This window comes from Bacillus sp. ISL-51 (assembly GCF_018613535.1).
GTDB lineage: Bacteria > Bacillota > Bacilli > Bacillales > Bacillaceae > Bacillus.
In genome coordinates this window covers 610608-629743 of record NZ_JAGGQB010000005.1, presented here as the reverse complement: position 1 = coordinate 629743, position 19136 = coordinate 610608, and the positions used below count along the sequence as shown (strand labels likewise).

17 protein-coding genes are annotated in these 19136 nt (G+C 47.9%); 7 read left to right on the top strand and 10 right to left on the bottom strand.

The annotated features are described in order from the left end of the window. Positions 1-24 precede the first annotated feature (24 nt). Both J7E26_RS08010 and J7E26_RS08005 read right to left on the bottom strand, forming a co-directional pair. Positions 25-1236 carry a GNAT family N-acetyltransferase gene (locus J7E26_RS08010; RefSeq protein WP_214800806.1) on the bottom strand — a complete coding sequence of 404 codons (1212 nt, stop codon included), beginning with the start codon at positions 1234-1236 and terminating at the stop codon, positions 25-27. Between the two features lie 249 nt (positions 1237-1485). After that, the gene (locus tag J7E26_RS08005) at positions 1486-2196 is read right to left on the bottom strand and encodes a YrpD family protein (protein ID WP_214801315.1); all 711 of its coding nucleotides are present in this window, start codon (positions 2194-2196) and stop codon (positions 1486-1488) included. 195 nt (positions 2197-2391) lie between these two features. On the opposite strand from J7E26_RS08005, the gene J7E26_RS08000 reads away from it, so the two are divergent. Then, positions 2392-2661, top strand: coding sequence for an excalibur calcium-binding domain-containing protein (locus J7E26_RS08000; RefSeq protein ID WP_214800808.1), 270 nt, complete (start codon positions 2392-2394; stop codon positions 2659-2661). Positions 2662-2704: 43 nt separating this feature from the next. Here J7E26_RS08000 and J7E26_RS07995 read toward each other — a convergent pair whose 3' ends face one another. The 4 genes from J7E26_RS07995 to J7E26_RS07980 all read right to left on the bottom strand — a co-directional run bounded on the left by J7E26_RS07995 (position 2705) and on the right by J7E26_RS07980 (position 5206). After that, on the bottom strand, positions 2705-3016 hold the full coding sequence (locus tag J7E26_RS07995) for a YbjQ family protein (RefSeq protein ID WP_214800810.1): 312 nt from the start codon (positions 3014-3016) through the stop codon (positions 2705-2707). 44 nt (positions 3017-3060) lie between these two features. Continuing rightward, positions 3061-4530: a sodium:solute symporter family protein gene (locus tag J7E26_RS07990; RefSeq protein ID WP_214800812.1), complete on the bottom strand. Its 1470-nt coding sequence runs from the start codon at positions 4528-4530 to the stop codon at positions 3061-3063. Next, positions 4527-4727: a DUF3311 domain-containing protein gene (locus tag J7E26_RS07985; protein WP_214800814.1), complete on the bottom strand. Its 201-nt coding sequence runs from the start codon at positions 4725-4727 to the stop codon at positions 4527-4529. Before J7E26_RS07985 ends, J7E26_RS07990 begins: the two co-directional genes overlap by 4 nt. 119 nt (positions 4728-4846) lie before the next feature. Then, complete coding sequence (locus J7E26_RS07980; protein ID WP_214800816.1) at positions 4847-5206, bottom strand: YhjD family protein; 360 nt, start codon at positions 5204-5206, stop codon at positions 4847-4849. Positions 5207-5363: 157 nt separating this feature from the next. On the opposite strand from J7E26_RS07980, the gene J7E26_RS07975 reads away from it, so the two are divergent. The 4 genes from J7E26_RS07975 to J7E26_RS07960 all read left to right on the top strand — a co-directional run bounded on the left by J7E26_RS07975 (position 5364) and on the right by J7E26_RS07960 (position 8735). Continuing rightward, positions 5364-5990 (top strand): TVP38/TMEM64 family protein, encoded by a 627-nt coding sequence (locus J7E26_RS07975; protein ID WP_214800818.1) that lies wholly within the window; start codon positions 5364-5366, stop codon positions 5988-5990. Continuing rightward, positions 5987-6502: a signal peptidase I gene (lepB, locus tag J7E26_RS07970; RefSeq protein WP_214800820.1), complete on the top strand. Its 516-nt coding sequence runs from the start codon at positions 5987-5989 to the stop codon at positions 6500-6502. Before J7E26_RS07975 ends, lepB begins: the two co-directional genes overlap by 4 nt. 142 nt (positions 6503-6644) lie before the next feature. Continuing rightward, complete coding sequence (locus tag J7E26_RS07965) at positions 6645-8123, top strand: monooxygenase (RefSeq protein WP_214800822.1); 1479 nt, start codon at positions 6645-6647, stop codon at positions 8121-8123. 120 nt (positions 8124-8243) lie between these two features. Next, a complete protein-coding gene (locus J7E26_RS07960; protein ID WP_396019843.1) occupies positions 8244-8735 on the top strand; it encodes a MarR family transcriptional regulator in 492 nt (163 codons plus the stop codon). Positions 8736-8788: 53 nt separating this feature from the next. Here J7E26_RS07960 and J7E26_RS07955 read toward each other — a convergent pair whose 3' ends face one another. The 4 genes from J7E26_RS07955 to J7E26_RS07940 form a co-directional block, all read right to left on the bottom strand. After that, complete coding sequence (locus tag J7E26_RS07955; protein WP_214800826.1) at positions 8789-9946, bottom strand: AbrB family transcriptional regulator; 1158 nt, start codon at positions 9944-9946, stop codon at positions 8789-8791. A 168-nt stretch (positions 9947-10114) separates the two neighbouring features. Beyond that, complete coding sequence (locus tag J7E26_RS07950; RefSeq protein WP_214800828.1) at positions 10115-10447, bottom strand: four-helix bundle copper-binding protein; 333 nt, start codon at positions 10445-10447, stop codon at positions 10115-10117. A 31-nt stretch (positions 10448-10478) separates the two neighbouring features. Beyond that, on the bottom strand, positions 10479-10964 hold the full coding sequence (locus J7E26_RS07945; RefSeq protein WP_214800830.1) for a ferritin-like domain-containing protein: 486 nt from the start codon (positions 10962-10964) through the stop codon (positions 10479-10481). Positions 10965-11028: 64 nt separating this feature from the next. Continuing rightward, entirely contained in the window at positions 11029-11739 is a 711-nt protein-coding gene (locus J7E26_RS07940; protein ID WP_214800832.1) for a DUF421 domain-containing protein, read from the bottom strand. Positions 11740-11882: 143 nt separating this feature from the next. Here J7E26_RS07940 and addB point away from each other — a divergent pair, with 143 nt between their 5' ends. Together addB and addA are read left to right on the top strand one after the other, a co-directional pair. Further along, positions 11883-15383 carry a helicase-exonuclease AddAB subunit AddB gene (addB, locus tag J7E26_RS07935; RefSeq protein ID WP_214800834.1) on the top strand — a complete coding sequence of 1167 codons (3501 nt, stop codon included), beginning with the start codon at positions 11883-11885 and terminating at the stop codon, positions 15381-15383. Continuing rightward, positions 15370-19074: a helicase-exonuclease AddAB subunit AddA gene (gene addA, locus J7E26_RS07930; RefSeq protein WP_214801318.1), complete on the top strand. Its 3705-nt coding sequence runs from the start codon at positions 15370-15372 to the stop codon at positions 19072-19074. The genes addB and addA overlap by 14 nt, the downstream gene beginning before the upstream one ends. Positions 19075-19136 lie beyond the last annotated feature (62 nt).

The following is a 19136-nucleotide window of genomic DNA, read 5'->3' as shown; positions in this document are numbered from 1 at the left end:
GAGGGTTGTTTTTCATTCGCTTGATTAAAAGTAATCTGAGAAATAAGGGGTTTGTGTTTCTAACAGGTCTTCAATTAATTCCAATGTGTCAAGGCTGCATTCCAGCCGGCCTATCCGGTGAAGATATTCAGGTTTCCGATAAGCAAATAATAATGCTGTCATCGTTTGTATATCCGCTTTCGCTGTTTCAGGATCACCGCCGCGCCTTAAAACTCCTTTTCCTTCAGGAGAGATCTCGACGGTAAAGACACCTTGATTCCATTCAAGCAGCGGATCGTCTAATGTAAACGACCATGACCGTTCCTCTTTCTGGGGTTTGAAAGGGTACTGATTGATAAACTGTTCAATATCGACAATACGGGCCATAAAGTAAGGAGAAATCGTTTCCTTAATTTCGGCATCTTCCAACAAAAAGGCAATCGGTTCATTAGAAAAATTGTTACCCACCACTTTTGTGACCATAGAGAAGTGTGCCGATATAAAGTTCCACAAACCTCTTCGCGCCTCTTCATTCACATAAACCATTTCTTTAATATGAAATATTTCATCCGCGATCCAATAAAGCACATACCCGTTCGCTTGTCTGGATTGGTCATAATAAACCGCAGCTGTGAGGTCATCTAAATCCCAACGCCAGTATTCATCCCAGGCTAAATCATTCCTGATCATTGCGGCATGGTTTTGGTGCGCGAAGCGGCTGTAGACTTCCTTGATCACATCATGATCCGGATTTACGCGTTCAACTTCTCCTAAAACGGTCCTCATTTTCGGAAGCTGAAAATCTTTCACTTCAAAGGTCATTTTATCGCTTATAATTTCCCAGCCTTTTCGTCTGTAGTAAGGAATTGAGTATGGGAAGAGGTAGGAAACGGATTGTCCGCGCTTCCGCATATCGACTAAAGATTTATATAGCAGTTTAGCCATTAATCCCATATTGGCGTATTCGGGATAAGTTCCGACTCCCGTCACTCCGCCCATTTCATACGTTTTATTAAAGATTCGCACTTGAAAAGGGTATACGGCCGCTTGTGAAACCAGTTTATCTTTATCAAACCATCCTAATACGTGTGCTTGTTCCAAAACAGGAAGTTTCGCAGACACAATTTCGGGTTCCTGCCAGCCCACTTCATGCAAATTACTGTTCGTTACTTGGAAAACATAACGCAACAGCTGGTTAAACTGTTTTAAATGTTTCGTTTCAACTTTCTTCAATTCAAGCCTTTTTTCTCTGCTCATTATGTTCGCTCCTACATCAATAGATAATCAGGGCAGTCCACCGCCTAAAAATGACTGAACGTCAATCATTTTTAGGGTGTATAATCGTATTTTAACAATATTTCTCTCATTTCATGCAAGTATTCAACGATGGGCACATGAAACCGATTTACATAAAGTGTACATGAAAAATTCCTGCATTACCAATGATTCAGTGTGAAACAATCATAATGAAACGCACGGCCATATAAAGCCGTGCGTTCAAACTGTTTATTTGACGACAGACATATTGACACTGTTTCCGGAAACTGTCACTTTGGCAAAGTCTTGTGTATCGATGACAGGTGTGACGGCTTTGTTGTCGACTGTAATGTTTGTAAATGATGTCGAGAAATTTGATTTGATAGCAGGGCGCTGATCTTCCGATGTCACCGCAACGGTTGCGAGCGCTTTCCATTTTGAGATGGCGCCGATGTTTGTTTGATTGATTTCTGAGATGATGCGGCCGCTGTATCCGTCATTGTTCGTGCCCCAGTATGTTGCACGGGTATTACCGTTAAGGTTTTTGTAGATTGTCAGTTGTACGGTGCTGCCGGGGCGGAAGCCTTTCGTATAAGTGAATTGGCTTTCTCCTTCAAGGTACCTGACCTCGCCCTGTCCTTTTGAACCGACTTTCATAATCGGTTTCCATACGTTATATTTCTCACTGTATTGAAGCCCGATATCGGCTTCTGTGCCTCCGGTAAAGCCGGAATAAATATAGGCTGTCCCATTTGACACCTGAATGGATGTCGGCAGCTGAATTTTCGTGACAAGAATTGACCCGGTGCTGTTCAGGTAGGCCCTTCCGCCGATTCCTTTACTGAGCTGAGTCGCCGCTTCCGCCGTTTTTGGGCTGATAAGCCCCGGAATATCTGCCGAACATGTGCCAAAAAGAACGGTTGTAGTGAGTACACCCGCAAGCAGCCCTTTTTTGATCATCATTTTCTCCTCCTGCAATCATAGTTAGATAGCGCTATCATCATACATTATAAAAATATTCTGAAATAAATTCCATATAAAAGGTGCCGAAGGATACTGATTTGAATCTTTTTACCTATTTATCTTGTAAATGGTTATTATTTGAATTATGATATGTTCGTAATACAACTTTTTACATAACGGGGGATGACAGAGATGAAAAAAACGGCAGCCGTGCTTTTGTCTGCAGGCCTGGTGTTCAGCTGTTCTTACGGCGCGGGGCAGAAGGCAGAGGCGAAAACAAAGGTTAAAACGTATCAAAACTGCAAAGCGCTGAACAAGGTGTATAAAGGCGGAGTGGCCCGTACGTCTAAAGTGAAAAACAAGGGCGGAAAAACAAAGTACAAGCCGTACGTCTCAAAAACGCTTTACGATGCCAACCGAAAGCTTGATCGGGATAAAGATTATATCGCGTGTGAGAAATAAAAAAACAAGGCCCTTTAATAAGAAGGGTCTTGTTTTTTTGAGATTATTCAACGGTCACCGCTGTTCCGTATCCGATTAATTCAGATGTGTTTTGCCCGGCGGTCAGTTCAAACCGCAGACCGACGATGGCATTGGCCCCGAGCTGCTCCGCCTCTCTGATTAAACGCTCCTTTACGGCCTTTTTTGAGTCCTCCAGCATCTCCGTATAGCTTTTTAATTCTCCGCCGACGACAGATTTTAAGCCTGCGAGCAGGTCTTTTCCGATGTGGCGGGATTGGACGATGCTGCTTGTCACCAATCCTTTTACTTCTGTAATCTGTTTTGCGGCAATGGTTTCAGTCGTTGTCATAATCATACAGGGTTCCCCTTTCATGTATCGTCATACCGCTATCTTACCATCTATGCGGCCCTTTCGGCTGCATTGATTTGTTTTTTTCTGACAGCGGCGCTGACCGCAAACATAACTGCCGTATTCAAAACCAATGCAATAATGCCTGCATTCATATCTTTGACGGTCTGCGGGAGGAATGGGAAAAGCGTTCCGATGGTTGATTCGGTCAGCGTGATGAACGCAACCGTCCCGGCCCCTGCCAATATGCCGGCAAAAGCGCCTTGGCTCGTGACAAACCGCTGCTTCGGCAGGCTGAATACAAGCGCCGGGAAAAGCTGTGTGACAAGGCTGTATCCCATTAGAAGCAAGGTGACGATGGTGTTTCCGCCTTTCAGCGTAAAATACACGGAAATCAGCGCAATCACGGGAACGGCGTATTTTGCCAATTGTGATACCGTTTTGTCGGATGTTTCGGGCGCAATGACTTTGTAAACATTTTTAGCGAACAGCGTGCTTGAGGCCATTAAAATCATCGAACCGGGTACAAGGGCCGTCAGGATTCCCGCCGCCCCGATTAATCCGACAAACCAAGGATCGAAGGTTTTCAGCGAAAGTTTTAATAAGGCGAGATCCGTATCTGCCCCTTTTAATCCGGGCACTTGGAGAATCGCCGCAAATCCGACAAAGATGACAAACAGCAGGACAAGCTGGTATAGAGGCATCATGATCGCGTTTTTGCGGAAAACCCGCGGATGCTCTGCTGCATATGAGGCTGCAAAGGTATGGGGCCACATGTAAAAGCCGAGGGCTGTCAACAGGACGGTCGAGCTGAACCATGAAACGCTCTGGCCGGTTTCAGGAAGGGTGAGAAAACCCGGTTTTGCGGCTTCGATTTCTCTGAACATCTCTGAAAAGCCGCCATAGTAATGAATCGGCAAATAAATTCCTAAATATAACACGACGCCTAAAATCATGATATCTTTGACGACTGATATCCAGGCAGATCCGTGAATACCTGAAATCATGACATATAGCGTGATGGATGCTGCTCCGATCCAGATTGCGGCGGTCGGCGAAATCAGCCCGTAGGATGTGGCTGAAACAATTAATCCGAGCCCTTTCAGCTGCAGGACGAGGTAGGGAATGAGGGCTATGATGCCCACGATTGACACAAGAATACCGAGGAGCGGACTTTTATATTTTGAAATGAAGAAATCAGACTGTGACATCAGTTTATGTTTTTTGGCATAGGTCCAGACTGCCGGCAAAAGCCAATACGACAAAATGTAAGCGAGGCAGCCGTAAGCGATGATATAAAAGGCGGGGCCTCCTTTTCCGTAAGCCCATCCGCTTCCGCCGAGAAACGTGAAGGTCGTGTAAATTTCTCCCGCCATTAATAAAAAGACAAACAGCGTGCCGAAGCCGCGGCCGCCGACCGTCCATTGTTCAAGGTCCATATCCTTGCCTTTTCGGGCGCGGATTCCAAGATATACACAAAATAAGAGCACGGCGGCCATCACGAAAAATGCTGCGCTCATTCCGTCTCACCCGCCTTGTTTTCCTTGTCCAGTTTGTAAACAGCCGCCATCAGCACAGAAGTCAGCACCGCCCATATGACAACATACGCGAGGATGAAAGGCATGCCGAAAAGGTAAGGGGTCACCCGATTGGCAAATGGGATGCCGGCAAGAATTCCGAAAAAGGGCAGGGCAGCAAGAAAATGAATCAGTTTCATAACATTCCTCCTTTTAATAGAAAACAGCGTGTCCCGAATTATAAATAAAATCATGTCGAATGTATAGTGTGAATAGTCTGAAATTTATCAAGGGAAGTAAAAGCAGTCCGTGCTGCTTTTCAAGTTTTAGCGGCAAACAGATAAAACTCCACCAAGGTGGTTACCTGTTCCCGTATTCTCGGGTTGAAATAGCGATGCTTCTCTTCATAGCCGTTTACGCTGCAGACATAAAGAGTAAATGCTTCATCTCTTTCGGCCTCATACATTTTAATTTTACGCTTTCTTAACTCTTTTCGAACATCAATCAAATCCTTTTGTGCTAATTTTAAAGAGCAGCTGATAAGCTGTTTATAGGGTTGTTTTAATTTGAACGGGCACGAGTCAAGCGCTTCAAGATCCCGGTTCAGGATGGTGATAGCCATGGGTAAAAACAGCCCCCGTTCGATGAGATCGCTGGTGCTGTTCTGAATGTTAGGCATAAAATACTCCTTCTTTCTTAAAGGGGAACGTTTGTTCTTGTTTTTATTTTATACTCGTTTACGCCATGTTTCAAGTCGGAAAATCTCGTAAACATTTTCGTTTTTTGGAGATAATGTGTAGAATAAGGGTAGACAAACTCGTTAAGGAGTATAAACGTTGGAGCAATTTTTTTCATATTTGACTGAGGAGCAGTTGACGGAGTGGTTCCAAAGCTATAGATCTTTCGGCCCTGCTGCTGCGGTTCTTTTACCTTTTATTGAAGCGTTTCTTCCATTTTTGCCGCTTGTTGCGTTTGTTGTAGCGAATACGAATTCGTTTGGATTATGGGAAGGTTTTTTTCTTTCTTGGCTCGGGTCAGCCGCGGGATCGGTGCTTATGTTTTATGCCGTCCGCCGCTTCGGTCAGAAAAGGGCTTTCGGTTTCATCCGCAGACATCAATCGGTAAGAAAGATGATGCTTTGGGTGGAGCGCCATGGATTCGGCCCGCTGTTTATTTTACTGTGCTTTCCCTTCACGCCTTCAGCCGCGGTGCATGTCGTTGCCGGCCTGTCACGGGTGGGTGCGCTGCAGTTTATGTCCGCCGCTGCCATGGGGAAATTGGTCATGATCTTTATGATCAGCTTTATCGGATATGATCTTCACGCGCTCATCACACAGCCCGTCCGGATGGTGATTGCGATCGCGGTGATCGCGGCGCTGTGGTATGCCGGAAAGCGTATCGAGGGGCGTTTACACACAAGAATCAGTCAGCATGAGAAAGACGGAGGGAGACAAGAATCTTGAAAAAACGGTTTTGGTTTATAGCCGGCGTGCTTATCGTTGTTTTGGCCATACAATTAAAAAATGCCATTTTTATTGATTATAAAGTCGAAGGAATCAGTATGAATCCGACCTTTAAACAAGGAAATGAGCTGATGGTCAACAAGTTTTCCCATCGGTACAAAACAATCCGCCGCTTCGATATTGTTTTGTTTAAAGGCCCGCATCACAAAGTGCTGATCAAACGTGTCATCGGTCTGCCCGGCGAGTCGATTGCATACAGGGAGGATCAGCTGTATGTAAACGGAAAACGTGTGGCAGAGCCGTTTTTGAAACCATTGAAGTCATCGCTGTCTTCCGGGAGCCATGTGACCGGTGATTATACATTGAAGGAGACGACAGGTCAGAAAAAGATACCGAAAGGACAATATTTTGTCGTCGGTGACAACCGCATATACAGCCTCGACAGCCGCCACTTCGGCCCGATTAAGGATAAAAATATTGTCGGGGTCATCAATGAATCAGACGCCAAATGAAGGCGTCTTTTTTCGGAAATGATTGCCAATATGAAGGAAATAGATTATAATCAAAATTGTTACGAGCGCAACAAAAATATAAGCGTTTTATTTTTATGTTTTTTGTTACGCGCGTAACAAAATGGGAAGAGGAGCTGTTAGTATGAATACACAGGCTGTCATTATCGGGGGAGGGCCGGTCGGTCTTATGCTTGCGTCAGAACTCACGCTTGCCGGGGTGAAAACGACTGTCATTGAACGTCTGAAGAAAACAGTACCCTATTCAAAAGCGCTTGTCCTGCATCCGCGTACGCTGGAGCTTTTTGCGATGAGAGGCATATTGGAGCGTTTTTTGGATAAAGGAACGAAACAGTCTGCCGGCCATTTTTCTATGCTGGATGCCCGACTGGACTTTTCTGTGCTGGATTCAAAGCAAAACTATTCATTGATGCTGCCTCAGGCAGATACAGAGCGGCTTTTGGAGGAGTATGCGATAGGCTTAGGTGCTGACATCATCCGCGGGGCTGAAGCGCTGGCTGTTACACAAACTGATGGCGGGGTGCAGACGGTATTCCGAGATGAAAACGGTATCCGCACGCTTCACAGCTTGTATGCCGTCGGCGCGGACGGAGCGGGGAGCATCATCCGGAAACAGGCGGGCATTGCTTTTCCGGGCACCGATGCCACCTTAATAGGAACTCTCGGCGATGCCGTGCTGAGGAATCCGCCTGAGTCAGCATTTTTTTCAGTGTGCGGCCAGCAGGGATCAGCTGTCATTGTTCCTCTGCCGGGCGGTCTTTACCGTGTCATTATCGTTTCTCCGCACTTGCCGCAAAAGCGGAAAGATGAACCGGTCACCGAAAATGAGCTGAAGGAAGACCTCCGCCGGATATGCGGAACGGATTTCGGTCTGAGTAATACTGTGTGGATGTCACGGTTTGGAAATGCGCAGCGGCAGGCCGAGCGGTACCGTTCCGGCCGGATTTTGGTGGCGGGGGATGCGGCGCACATTCATTTTCCCGCCGGCGGGCAAGGACTGAACGCGGGGCTTCAGGACGCGGTCAACCTCGGATGGAAGCTGGCCGCGCAAATCAAAGGTGAAGCGCCGCCGCAGCTTTTGGACAGCTATCATGAGGAAAGGCACAGCGCGGGGGAAGATATTTTGCGCAATACGGAAGTGCAGACGAGACTGATCGATTTCACCGACTCAGGGCTCGCATTAAGGGATACGGTGTCAGCTTTATTGGCTTTTCCGGAATCCAATCGATATATGGCAGGGAAAATATCTGCTCTTGATGTGCATTACGAACCTGATTCTGATATGCCGCCGCATGTCCTCAACGGAAAACGGCTGCCGGATATGGAACTTATTCTTCACGACGGCCGATCAGCCCGGCTGTATGGTTTTCTTCGGAAGGGCGCATTTGTGCTGCTGTCATTAAGAGAAAGCATACCTGCCGATATTGATACGGTGAGAGTGGTGGCTGTCCGGGCTTCCCTTTCTAAAATGCGTGCCGATTGGCAGGACGTTCACACTGTATTGATCCGGCCGGACGGCCATGTGGCTTGGGCAGCCGGCGGCTCAGGCCGCCATGCGGAAGAAACCGTTCTGGCGGGGATAGGGCGCTGGGGATTAAACTGATAACATTTCATGCACCGATTCGATTGTTTCTTTCGTAACAAAACGATATAGTAAAAGAAACAATGAATACGGAAGGGTGACCCGCAGTTGGATCCAAGCCAGCTAGAACATGCAAAACAGATGATTCTTGAACGATTAACAGATATCTTTCACGAGCAGGAGAGGTGTCAGGAGGACATCAGAATGTCTTTGGCCGGCCGGATGGACGAACTCCGTGAGGAAAACGGCAAAAAACTTCAGCTGACCCTGACGGAAATTCATATATTGTCTTGTATCGGAGATCATGAGCCGATCAATGTCACTTCGATAGCGGAAAAAATGAAGACAACAAAACCGACTGTTTCCAGAAGCTGCGCAAAGTTTTTACAAGCCGGCTTTCTGCGCAGAACCCGGCTGAGCGACAATAAAAAGGAAGTCTATTTCCGCCTGACGCCTGCCGGGAAAGAGCTGCACGGCCTGCATCACGAATATCACGAAATCATTAAAGAGCGCCTGATGAAGCTTTTGAATCGCTATACAGATGAAGAGCTGTTATTTGCTGGACGGCTGTTCCGCGATCTTTCGGAAAACTGGAGGCTTGTCAATGCCGGGGGAAAGCTGTTTTCCGACTAAAAAAACACGCATCATATGTGCGTGTTTTTTGCTTGGCCCATTCCGTTAACAGATCAGGTTCTTCTTTCTATTCGGCCGCTGCTTCCGGCAGAACGGCCCTCTCGAGAAAGATGATGCAGCAGCCGGTAAAAGGGCGGAAGCATGGCGATGACAAGAATAACCCGGATGACCTGAACCGCGACGACGAAGGTCGAATCCTCATGCAGAGTGATGGAGGTTGCCGCCATCTCGGCGATGCCGCCGGGGGCGAAGGCGAGAACGGATGTAATCATCGGAATGCCCGTCAGCTTAGAAACGATCACCGCGCTCAGAATCATGGCAGCGATTAATCCGACTGAGGAAATGAATCCGACGGTAAGCACCCTTGTGACACCTGTAAACATACTTTTATACATTTTTGAGCCGATCGTGGCGCCGAGAAAAATCTGAGACAGCTGATTCGCTTCCGGCGGCCACCAGGCCAAAATGTCTTCTCCGGCCCAACCGGATACGCCGATTTGCGCAGCCGCAACGCCTATCATGCTGCCGAGCAGCCACGGAGCCGGAAATTTCAGCAGTTTGGCTCCTTTACTGGCCAGCCACGCGGCCAAAATAAACCCGGCTGTTAACAGGACGGGAATAAGTCCTGCATTTACGGCTCCCGATGTCATTGCTCCTGCGGCTTCCTGAGTGCCGCCGCTTTGTTTCGCAAATAAGAAAATGACCAGAAACGGAATTGTCATGACGACCAAGAGGACGCGGATCAGCTGGATAAGGCTTACGATGGCTGTGTTGGCGCCGACTTCCTGAGCGATGCCGGGCATGGCGGACAGACCGCCGGGAGCCGTGCCTACAAAGCTTGTCATCATGTCCGTCCGGCTGAAGCGCCAGAGCGCATATCCGGAAAACAGGGCCATGACAATGGAGAAAATCAGCATGATTCCCACCGGCAGCCAATGCTCCCGTAAGACGGAAAGTACGGACAAGTTCAATTTCTGGCCAAGCTCGATTCCGAGAATCATTTGTCCTAACGCGAGCCATCTGCGGTGAATGCCTCTTCTGTCGGGCGCCATGAACAGCCAGCGCGGCCGCACGATGGAAAGGATGCAGCCCGCCATAAGCGTTCCGAGCATCCATGCGATAGACATACCTGTAAACGAAAGAAGAAACCCCCCTGCCGCACTTATGAGGATAAACCAGATATCCGTAAGGAGATGTTTGTCTTTCTTCACTAAAAAAACCTTCTTCCTAAAACGTTCCTATTTAATTGTTAAGCTCGTTAACTTACTACAACTATAGTATAAATTTTAAGATAAATAAATTATTAATTATTACTCGTCATCCATTCATTTTTCTTATCGTAAACATAAAAAAAGCTCCCTGATCAGGAGCTCTTTCCGCTAGGCTGCCATTTTGCGGCAGGCCTCAGCACATGTAAAGCATGCTTTTGCGCATGCCTGACAGTGGTCATGATCGTGCATCTGGCACTCTTTTGCGCACGCTTCGCAAATTTCGGCGCAGAGCGCACAAATTTCGGCTGCAAACGGGCTTTCTGCTTCTATTGCTCTTACGGCAAACGCGCACATGTCCGCGCATTCTCTGTCAAGCCGGATGCATTCGCTTAATTCATGATGGTTCTGTTCTGACAGACACTGATTAAAACATCTGTTGCAAGCCTCCATACAGCTGATGCATGCCTCAAGACAGGCTTGCGAATTTTGCAATTGTACCATTTGGATAACCTCCCCGCATATGTCAGGATGGTTATCCTTTTCCCGGCGAATTCGAAGTCAAACCTGCCGGGTGATGGCAGGGGAGATGTATCATATCATATAAAAACCAGACGGCATGACGCTGCTCGTCTTGAGCCGTGCGCGCAAATAATTGCGTCGCCTCAAGGTTTGAGGATCTGTCGGCTGCGTGCAGATAAAAATCAGCCGTTCTTTGTTCGTCGAAGAAAGCCGCCTTCAGCCCGTCTTTATATAAATGCGGACAATGCTCCGTTTGTTTGGGCGTCAAGTGTTTACCGGTAATCGATGTATACAGTGAAGAAAAGGCATGAAGATGGCGCACTTCTTCCTCTCTGATGTGTTCGATTTGTTTTCTGATTTCTGCGGTCGGCGCTTTCTCGGCCAGGATCGAATAGCAAATAACGGCGCTGTATTCTCCGTTAATCGATTTTATAAGGTCTTTTATGAGAACAGAGTCGTCTCTGTATACGGCTGTGCAAGGAAAATAATTGTCGTACATGGACCCACCCCCGTTTTTTATACAGTATACGATCACATACCGTGACATGTGCGGATATCATCGCTTATTCCTGATCGAGGGGTGATGTAATATGGTCATCGTACGTATCGATGAACAGGCGGCCATTGCTTCCCCGGACAGCGTATACGACGTCACTCACCTTAAGCTGCCTCTTGTTCAGCTCTTCTCTCAGCCATGTTTCCGACACGTGGTTTTCTTTCAAGTTCTTTGTGACCAGTTCTCCGTCCATGACGAGCTCTACCGCAAAGTTTTTTTCCTGTTTGGCGGAAATGCCGAGGTCTTGTCTTGTGACGGCCGCATATTCCGGTTTTTTTTCAACAGACATGCTTCCGTTCGTTTCGATTATGGCGGTTTGGACTTGAGAAACGTCAAATATATCTTTTTCACGCAGCTGCTGGTTTAGATAGTCGATGGTATAACGCATTGTTTTCATGTTGTTTTCGAGTATTTTGCCGTTTTGAATAACAATGGTCGGTTTTCCTGCGAAGAAGCCTCTGACGGCTCTGTTTTTCATAGAAAAATATGCGACGCCGTAAATGATCATCACAAAGATGGTATAAGCAATGACAGTATAATGAATCGGCAGCTTTGTATTAAACGATAAATTTGCCGTAATGGCGCCGAGCGAGATGGCTGCAATGAAATCAAAGAGTGTCATTTGTGAAATGGTTTGTTTTCCGAGTAAACGGGCGCCGATAAAAAGAATACTGAATGAAAGGGCGGTTCGTATAATGACTTCGGGATATTCTGACATATGTATAATCCTTTTTCTTTTTATGCTGGACAAACATCGGCCTTTTTAAAACAAGCATCCCGTTTTTACCAGCAGATCAGATTGGTCATTTTCGTCAACTTTCGATAAAATGTAGAGAGATAAAAAGAGAGGGGTCTTCTAATTTGGGTGTTGAGTTTTTAGTAGGCAGATCCGGGAGTGGGAAAACGAGGCTGATTATCGACAGCATTCAAGATGAACTGCGCCGGGAGCCGTTCGGGAAGCCGATCATTTTTCTAGTCCCGGATCAAATGACGTTTTTAATGGAATATGAGCTTGCTAAAACGCCTGATATCGGCGGTATGATACGCGCTCAAGTTTTCAGCTTTTCACGTTTGGCATGGCGTGTGCTTCAGCATACCGGGGGAATGAACCGCCCGTTTGTGACGACGACAGGCGTGCAAATGCTTTTGAGAAAGCTGATTGAAGAATATAAGCACGATTTCAAAGTATATCAAAAGGCAAGTGATAAAAGCGGGTTCACTGAGCAGGTGGAACGGATGCTGACTGAGTTTAAACGCTACTGTCTTGAGCCTGCCGATATCCGCCGAATGGCAGAGAGCGGAACGTCGTCTGAATATCGCGGAGAGCGGATGCTGGCTGAAAAGCTGCATGACTTAGGGATCTTATATCAGCAGATGGAAAGAAGTCTTGACGGCCAATATTTGCATTCAGAGGATTATTTGACGCTGCTCGCTCAGCAGATCCCTTTGGCGGATGATATAAAAGGCGCCCGTGTTTATGTGGACGGCTTTTACCAATTTACGCCGCAGGAATTCAGAGTGCTGGAACAGCTGATCACGCAGGCTGATCATGTGACATTTTCATTGACTGCGGACAAGCCTTCGGCAGAACGCGTGCCTGATGAGCTGGATTTGTTCAGAATGACGGGCAGCACATATTATAAGCTTTACCAGACGGCAAAGGAACTGAACGCTGATATTTCCTGCAAAGAACTGCATGGTACAAAAAGACATAAGCATGCGCCTGAGCTTGCCCACACCGAAGCGCAATATGACGTGCGGCCGGCCCGTCCGTTTGTAAACGGGCAGGAGGCTTTTACCGTCATGCAAGCGCAAAACAGAAGAGCGGAGCTGGAGGGTATTGCCCGGGAAATTCATTCACTTGTCAGGGACAGAGGGTATCGGTACAGAGATATGGCCATTCTCATCCGACAGCCGGAAGATTATAAAGATATGCTGAAAGAAGTGTTCGCAGATTACGAGCTTCCTTATTTTATTGACGGAAAAGCTTCTATGCAGCATCACCCGCTCATTGAGTTTATCCGCTCCAGCTTGGATGTGGTGAAGGGAAATTGGAGATATGAAGCGGTGTTTCGCTGCGCGAAAACCGAACTGCTATTCCCTCTCGATCAGCCGGAGCAGAAGATGAGAGAGCAAGTCGACCAGCTGGAAAACTATTGTATCGCCTATGGAATTAAGGGCGAGCGCTGGACGAACGGAGAGCGTTTTACCTACAGGCGCTTCGTATCGCTGGATGAGGAGTTTGCGCAAACGGATCAAGAAATTGAGACCGAGAATATGCTGAACGAAACGAAGGAATGGATTGCCGCGCCGCTTTTTCAGCTCCAAAAACGGCTGAAAAAAGCAAAAACGGTACAAAGCATGGCGGAAGCTCTGTATCTCTATTTAGAGGAAACCGATGTTCCGTTAAAACTCGACCGCAAACGGCAGCGGGCGGAAGAGACCGGAAACATCATTGAAGCGCAGCAGCACAGCCAGGCCTGGGATGCCGTCATTCAGCTTCTCGAGGAGTTTGCCGGCATGATGGGTGAAGATGAAATGTCTTTGGCGCTGTTTCAGCAAATGCTTGAAACGGGAGTGGAATCGCTCAATTTTTCTTTGATTCCCCCTGCGCTCGACCAAGTGTTTGTAGGTAATATGGATTTGTCAAGAATTTACGGTGCGTCCTGCACTTTTGTCATCGGAGCGAACGACGGCGTCCTTCCCGCGCGGCCGGATGAAAGCGGCGTTTTGTCTGATGACGACCGGGAGTGGCTGAAAACGATCGGTGTGGAGCTGTCTTCCGCAGGCCGCGAGCGTCTCCTTGATGAGCATTTTCTGATCTATATGGCGCTTTCAAGCCCTTCTGACCGTCTTTACGTGTCGTACCCGATTGCCGACGCGGAAGGAAAGACGCTCCTGCCGTCAATCGTGGTGAACAGGCTCGGCGATCTTTTCCCGGAACATCAGGAAAAGCTGTCAGCGGGTGATCCCGAGCAGGTGAGTGAAGAGGAGCAGCTTCATTACCTTGTCAATAAACAGGTGGCGCGAACGTATACAGCAAGCCAGCTCCGATTATGGTCAAGAGAGTATGAGATCAGTGACGTGTGGTGGAGCGCATACAATGTGCTGATAAACGGGCCTGACAACCGGAGCGCAAAAAAGCTGTTCTCCAGCCTGTTTTTCCGCAATGACGCCAAACGGCTTGAACGGCCCGTTTCGCGCCAGCTTTACGGAGAGCATATTAAAGGAAGCGTATCACGGATGGAAGCATTTAACGCCTGCCAGTTTTCCCATTTTGCATCCCACGGACTGCAATTAAAGGAGCGGCAGTTTTTTAAGCTGGAAGCGCCGGATATCGGACAGCTGTTTCATTCCAGCCTGAAGCTGATTTCAGACCGTCTGCGCGAACAAAATCTGGATTGGCGCGACTTAACGAAGGATCAGTGCCGGAATTTCTCCTATGACGCGGTAGAACGGCTTGCGCCGAAGCTTCAAAAAGAGATTTTGCTCAGTTCAAACAGGCATTTTTATGTAAAAGAAAAGCTGCAGAAAATCGTCACACGCGTTTCAGGCATATTAAGCGAACATGCGAAGGCGAGCGGCTTTGTGCCGATCGGGCTTGAGCTCGGTTTTGGAGGGAACGGCCCGCTGCCTCCGCTCACCTTCACTTTGAAAAACGGATGTACGATGGAACTTGTCGGACGGATTGACCGCGTCGATAAAGCGGAAAGCTCAAAAGGCCTTCTGCTGAGAATCGTTGATTATAAATCGAGCGACAAAGGCCTTGATTTGGCGGAAGTGTATTACGGTCTCGCTCTGCAAATGCTCACCTATCTTGATTTGTCGATCACACATTCGGCCGATTGGCTCGGTATGAAGGCGACGCCGGCCGGAGTGCTGTATTTTCATATCCACGATCCGATGATTCAAGCGAATCTGCCGCTCGGACTTGATGAAATCGAGCAAGAAATATTTAAGAAATTTAAAATGAAAGGCCTTTTGCTCGGTGATCAGGAGGCGATCCGCCTGATGGATACGACATTGGAGGAAGGGCGATCGAATATTGTCAATGCCGGTTTGAAAAAGGACGGTTCTTTAAGGTCTGATTCCGCGGCAGTCGGGGAACGGGATTTTCATCTGCTGACAGAACATGTGAGGCGGACATTTCAGCAGGCGGGCGAGGCGATTACAGACGGACTTGTGTCCATCACCCCGTATAAGCTGAAGGATAAGACTCCTTGTACTTTCTGCGCGTTTAAATCCGTGTGCCAGTTTGATGAATCACTGGAGGAAAACGAATACCGCAGCCTGAAAGCGGAAAAAGACGGCACCATACTCGATTGGCTGAAAAAGGAGGCGGATGATGATGCACATTCCTAAACCGCAAGACAGCATATGGACGATGGACCAATGGAACGCCATCGTTTCTTCCGGCCGCGATATCCTTGTTGCAGCAGCAGCCGGATCAGGCAAAACCGCAGTGCTTGTAGAACGGATGATCAGAAAAATAACGGCTGAGGATGATCCGATTGATGTAGACCGCCTTCTTGTGGTGACATTTACAAACGCATCCGCGGCGGAGATGAAGCACCGGATCGCCGAAGCATTGGACAAAGAGCTGGCCAAGCGGCCCGGATCACTGCATATCAGGCGGCAGCTGTCCCTTTTAAATAAGGCCAGTATCTCGACGCTGCATTCCTTCTGTCTGCAGGTACTGAGAAAATATTATTATATGATCGATCTTGACCCCGGTTTTCGGATGGCTGACCAGACGGAAGGCGAACTGCTCGGAGACGAAGTGCTTGATGAACTGTTTGAGGACGAATATGCAAAGGGAGACCAGGCGTTTTTTGAGCTTGTCGACAGATATACGACGGACCGCCATGATTTGGATCTTCAAGCTCTCGTCAAGCAGGTGTACGAATATTCCCGTTCGCATCCTGACCCGGAAGCATGGCTGAAAAGCTTTGTTCATCTGTATGATGTGACTGAAGGAAGCCGGATTGAAGAGCTGCCGTTTTACGCGTATGTGAGCGAGGATGCCGCGATGGCGCTGGACGGGGCAAAGCAAAAGCTCGAGCGGGCGCTTGAGCTTACAAAAGCACCAGGCGGACCCGCGCCGCGCGCTGACAATTTTCTCGATGATCTTGCGCAGGTAGAGGAGCTGATCAGCTGCCGGCATGACTTTACGGAGCTGTATAAACGGGTTCCCGCTGTGACATTCAAGCGCGCAAAGGCGGTAAAAGGGGACGAATTTGACAAGGCGCTTTTAGAGGAAGCGACTGATTTACGAAACGGTGCGAAAAAACTGATCGAAAAATTAAAAACCGACTATTTTACAAGAAGCCCAGTGGAGCATATGAAGAGTTTACAAGACATGAAACCTGTCATTGAAACTCTCGTTCAGCTCGTGATTTCGTACGGAAAACGATTTGAAGCGGCAAAACAAGAGAAATCGATCATTGATTTTTCGGATTTGGAACATTATTGTCTGGCTATTTTATCTGACGTGAATGAAAAAGGGGAACGGACGGCAAGTGAAGCCGCCGCATATTACCAAGAGCAGTTTCATGAAGTGCTTGTTGATGAATATCAAGATACCAATCTTGTGCAGGAATCGATTTTGCAGCTTGTCAAAAGCGGGCCTGAAGAGTCGGGAAACCTGTTTATGGTAGGGGATGTGAAGCAATCAATCTACCGTTTCAGACTGGCCGAGCCGCTTCTGTTCCTCGGAAAATATAAACGGTTTACGGAACATGGGGAAGGCGCGGGACTGAAAATTGATCTTAACCAAAATTTCCGGAGCAGATCCGATATTTTGGACAGCACCAATTTCTTGTTTAAGCAGCTGATGGGCGGCAAAATCGGCGAGGTGGATTACGATGAGCAGGCGGAACTGAAACTTGGGGCATCGTATCCGCCGAATGAAGAGACGAAAACGGAGCTGCTGCTGATTGACAGCGCTGATGATTCAGAAAGTGCCGAGGGCGCCGAAGATTTTGAAACGGTGCAGCTTGAAGCGAAAGCAATGGCGAAGGAGATTCGCCGGCTCGTCTCATCACCGTTTAAGGTGTATGACGGAAAAACAAAAACACACCGAAACATCCAATACCGGGATATTGTCATCTTGCTGCGTTCCATGCCGTGGGCCCCTCAAATCATGGAGGAGCTGAAAAACCAAGGCATTCCGGTTTACGCCAATTTGACGTCAGGTTATTTTGAAGCCGTTGAGGTGGCGTCTGCACTTTCTGTCTTAAAGGTGATTGATAATCCGTATCAGGATATTCCGCTAGCTTCCGTTCTGCGCTCGCCTATCGTCGGCTGTGATGAAAACGAGCTTGCGCTGATTCGCCTGGAACATAAAAAAGCACCGTATTATGAAGCGATGAAGGCATATTTGGCAAGCGGAGACCGACACGATGAGCTGTATCAAAAACTGAGAAAATTTGCTTCCGACCTGCAAAAGTGGCGGTCATTTTCTACGAATCACTCAGTGTCCGAGCTTATTTGGGAAGTGTACCGCGACACAGGATACTTTGATTATGTCGGCGGCATGCCGGGCGGAAAGCAGCGCCAAGCCAATTTACGCGTCTTGTATGACAGGGCGCGTTCTTATGAAGCGACGGCATTCCGCGGTTTATTCCGCTTTCTCCGCTTTATTGAACGTATGCAGGAGCGCGGGGATGATCTGGGGACGGCGCGCTCGCTCAGCGAGCAGGAGGATGTCGTTCGGCTGATGACGATCCACAGCAGCAAAGGGCTTGAATTCCCTGTCGTCTTCGCTGCGGGACTCGGCAGAAACTTTAATATGATGGATCTCAACAAATCATACTTGCTTGATAAAGAGCTTGGCTTCGGCACGAAATATATTCACCCGGAGCTTAGGATCAGCTATCCGACGCTTCCGCTTATTGCGATGAAGAAAAAAATGCGCAGAGAGCTGTTATCAGAAGAGCTGCGTGTTCTGTATGTGGCGCTGACGAGAGCGAAGGAAAAGCTGTTTCTCGTCGGTTCCTGCAAAAATCGTGAAAAACAGCTGGCAAAATGGCAAGGCCAAGCTGCTCAAACGGACTGGCTTCTTCCTGAATTTGACCGTTATCAGGCGGCATCCTATTTGGACTTTATCGGCCCGGCGCTCATTCGCCACCGTGATATGGAGTCGTTTAGAGCGCCGGGGCTTGCGGCTCCGGGGGACATTGCGCAAGATTCGTCACGTTTTCTCATTCGCATGCTTCAGCAAAGTGACTTGCTTAATGATGATATTGAAGAACGCGCGGAAGAAAAAAGCGCGCGTCTGGAAGCGATCAAACAAGGGGAGCCTGTCCAAGGTTCGTTTTCATTTGCTGAACAGGCGCAAAGCTTACTTGAATGGGAGTACCCGTATCAAAAGCTGACAGCCATCCGGACGAAGCAGTCTGTTTCTGAATTGAAGCGAAAGCAAGAATACGAGGATGAATACAGCGGCCGCTCCCTTATAAAACCGTCTGGAGACAGTTTGTTATACAGGCGCCCGCGCTTTATGATGAAAAAAGGGCTGACCGCCGCCGAAAAAGGAACGGCGATGCATACGGTGATGCAGCACATTCCGATGACGCATGTGCCGACTGCTGAAGAAGCGGAGCGTACGGTCCGGTCGCTTTATGAAAAGGAATTACTGACAGAAGAGCAGCGCGCCGCGATTGAAATAGAAGAAATCGTTCATTTCTTCCATACCGATGTCGGGGCAGATCTTCTCCGGGCGAAACGGATTGACCGCGAAGTGCCGTTCAGTATGGCGCTTCCGGCAAATGAGGTTTATTCCGATGCTGAAACAGCGGGAGAACCGCTCTTGGTGCAGGGAATTATTGATTGTCTGTACGAAACGGCTGACGGCCTGTATTTGCTTGACTATAAAACAGACCGGATTGAAGGAAAGTTCCGCAGCGGATTTGAAGGCGCCGCTCCGATTCTTAAAAAAAGATATGAAACACAAATCGAACTTTATACAAAAGCGGTTGAACAAATTACAAAAACAAAAGTGAAAGGGCGTGCGCTCTATTTCTTCGATGGAGGCCGCGTGCTCACGCTGTAATAAGATCCGAAGCTCCTTTATAGGAGCGGATCTTTTTTTCTATATAAAAAGTGAGGTGAATA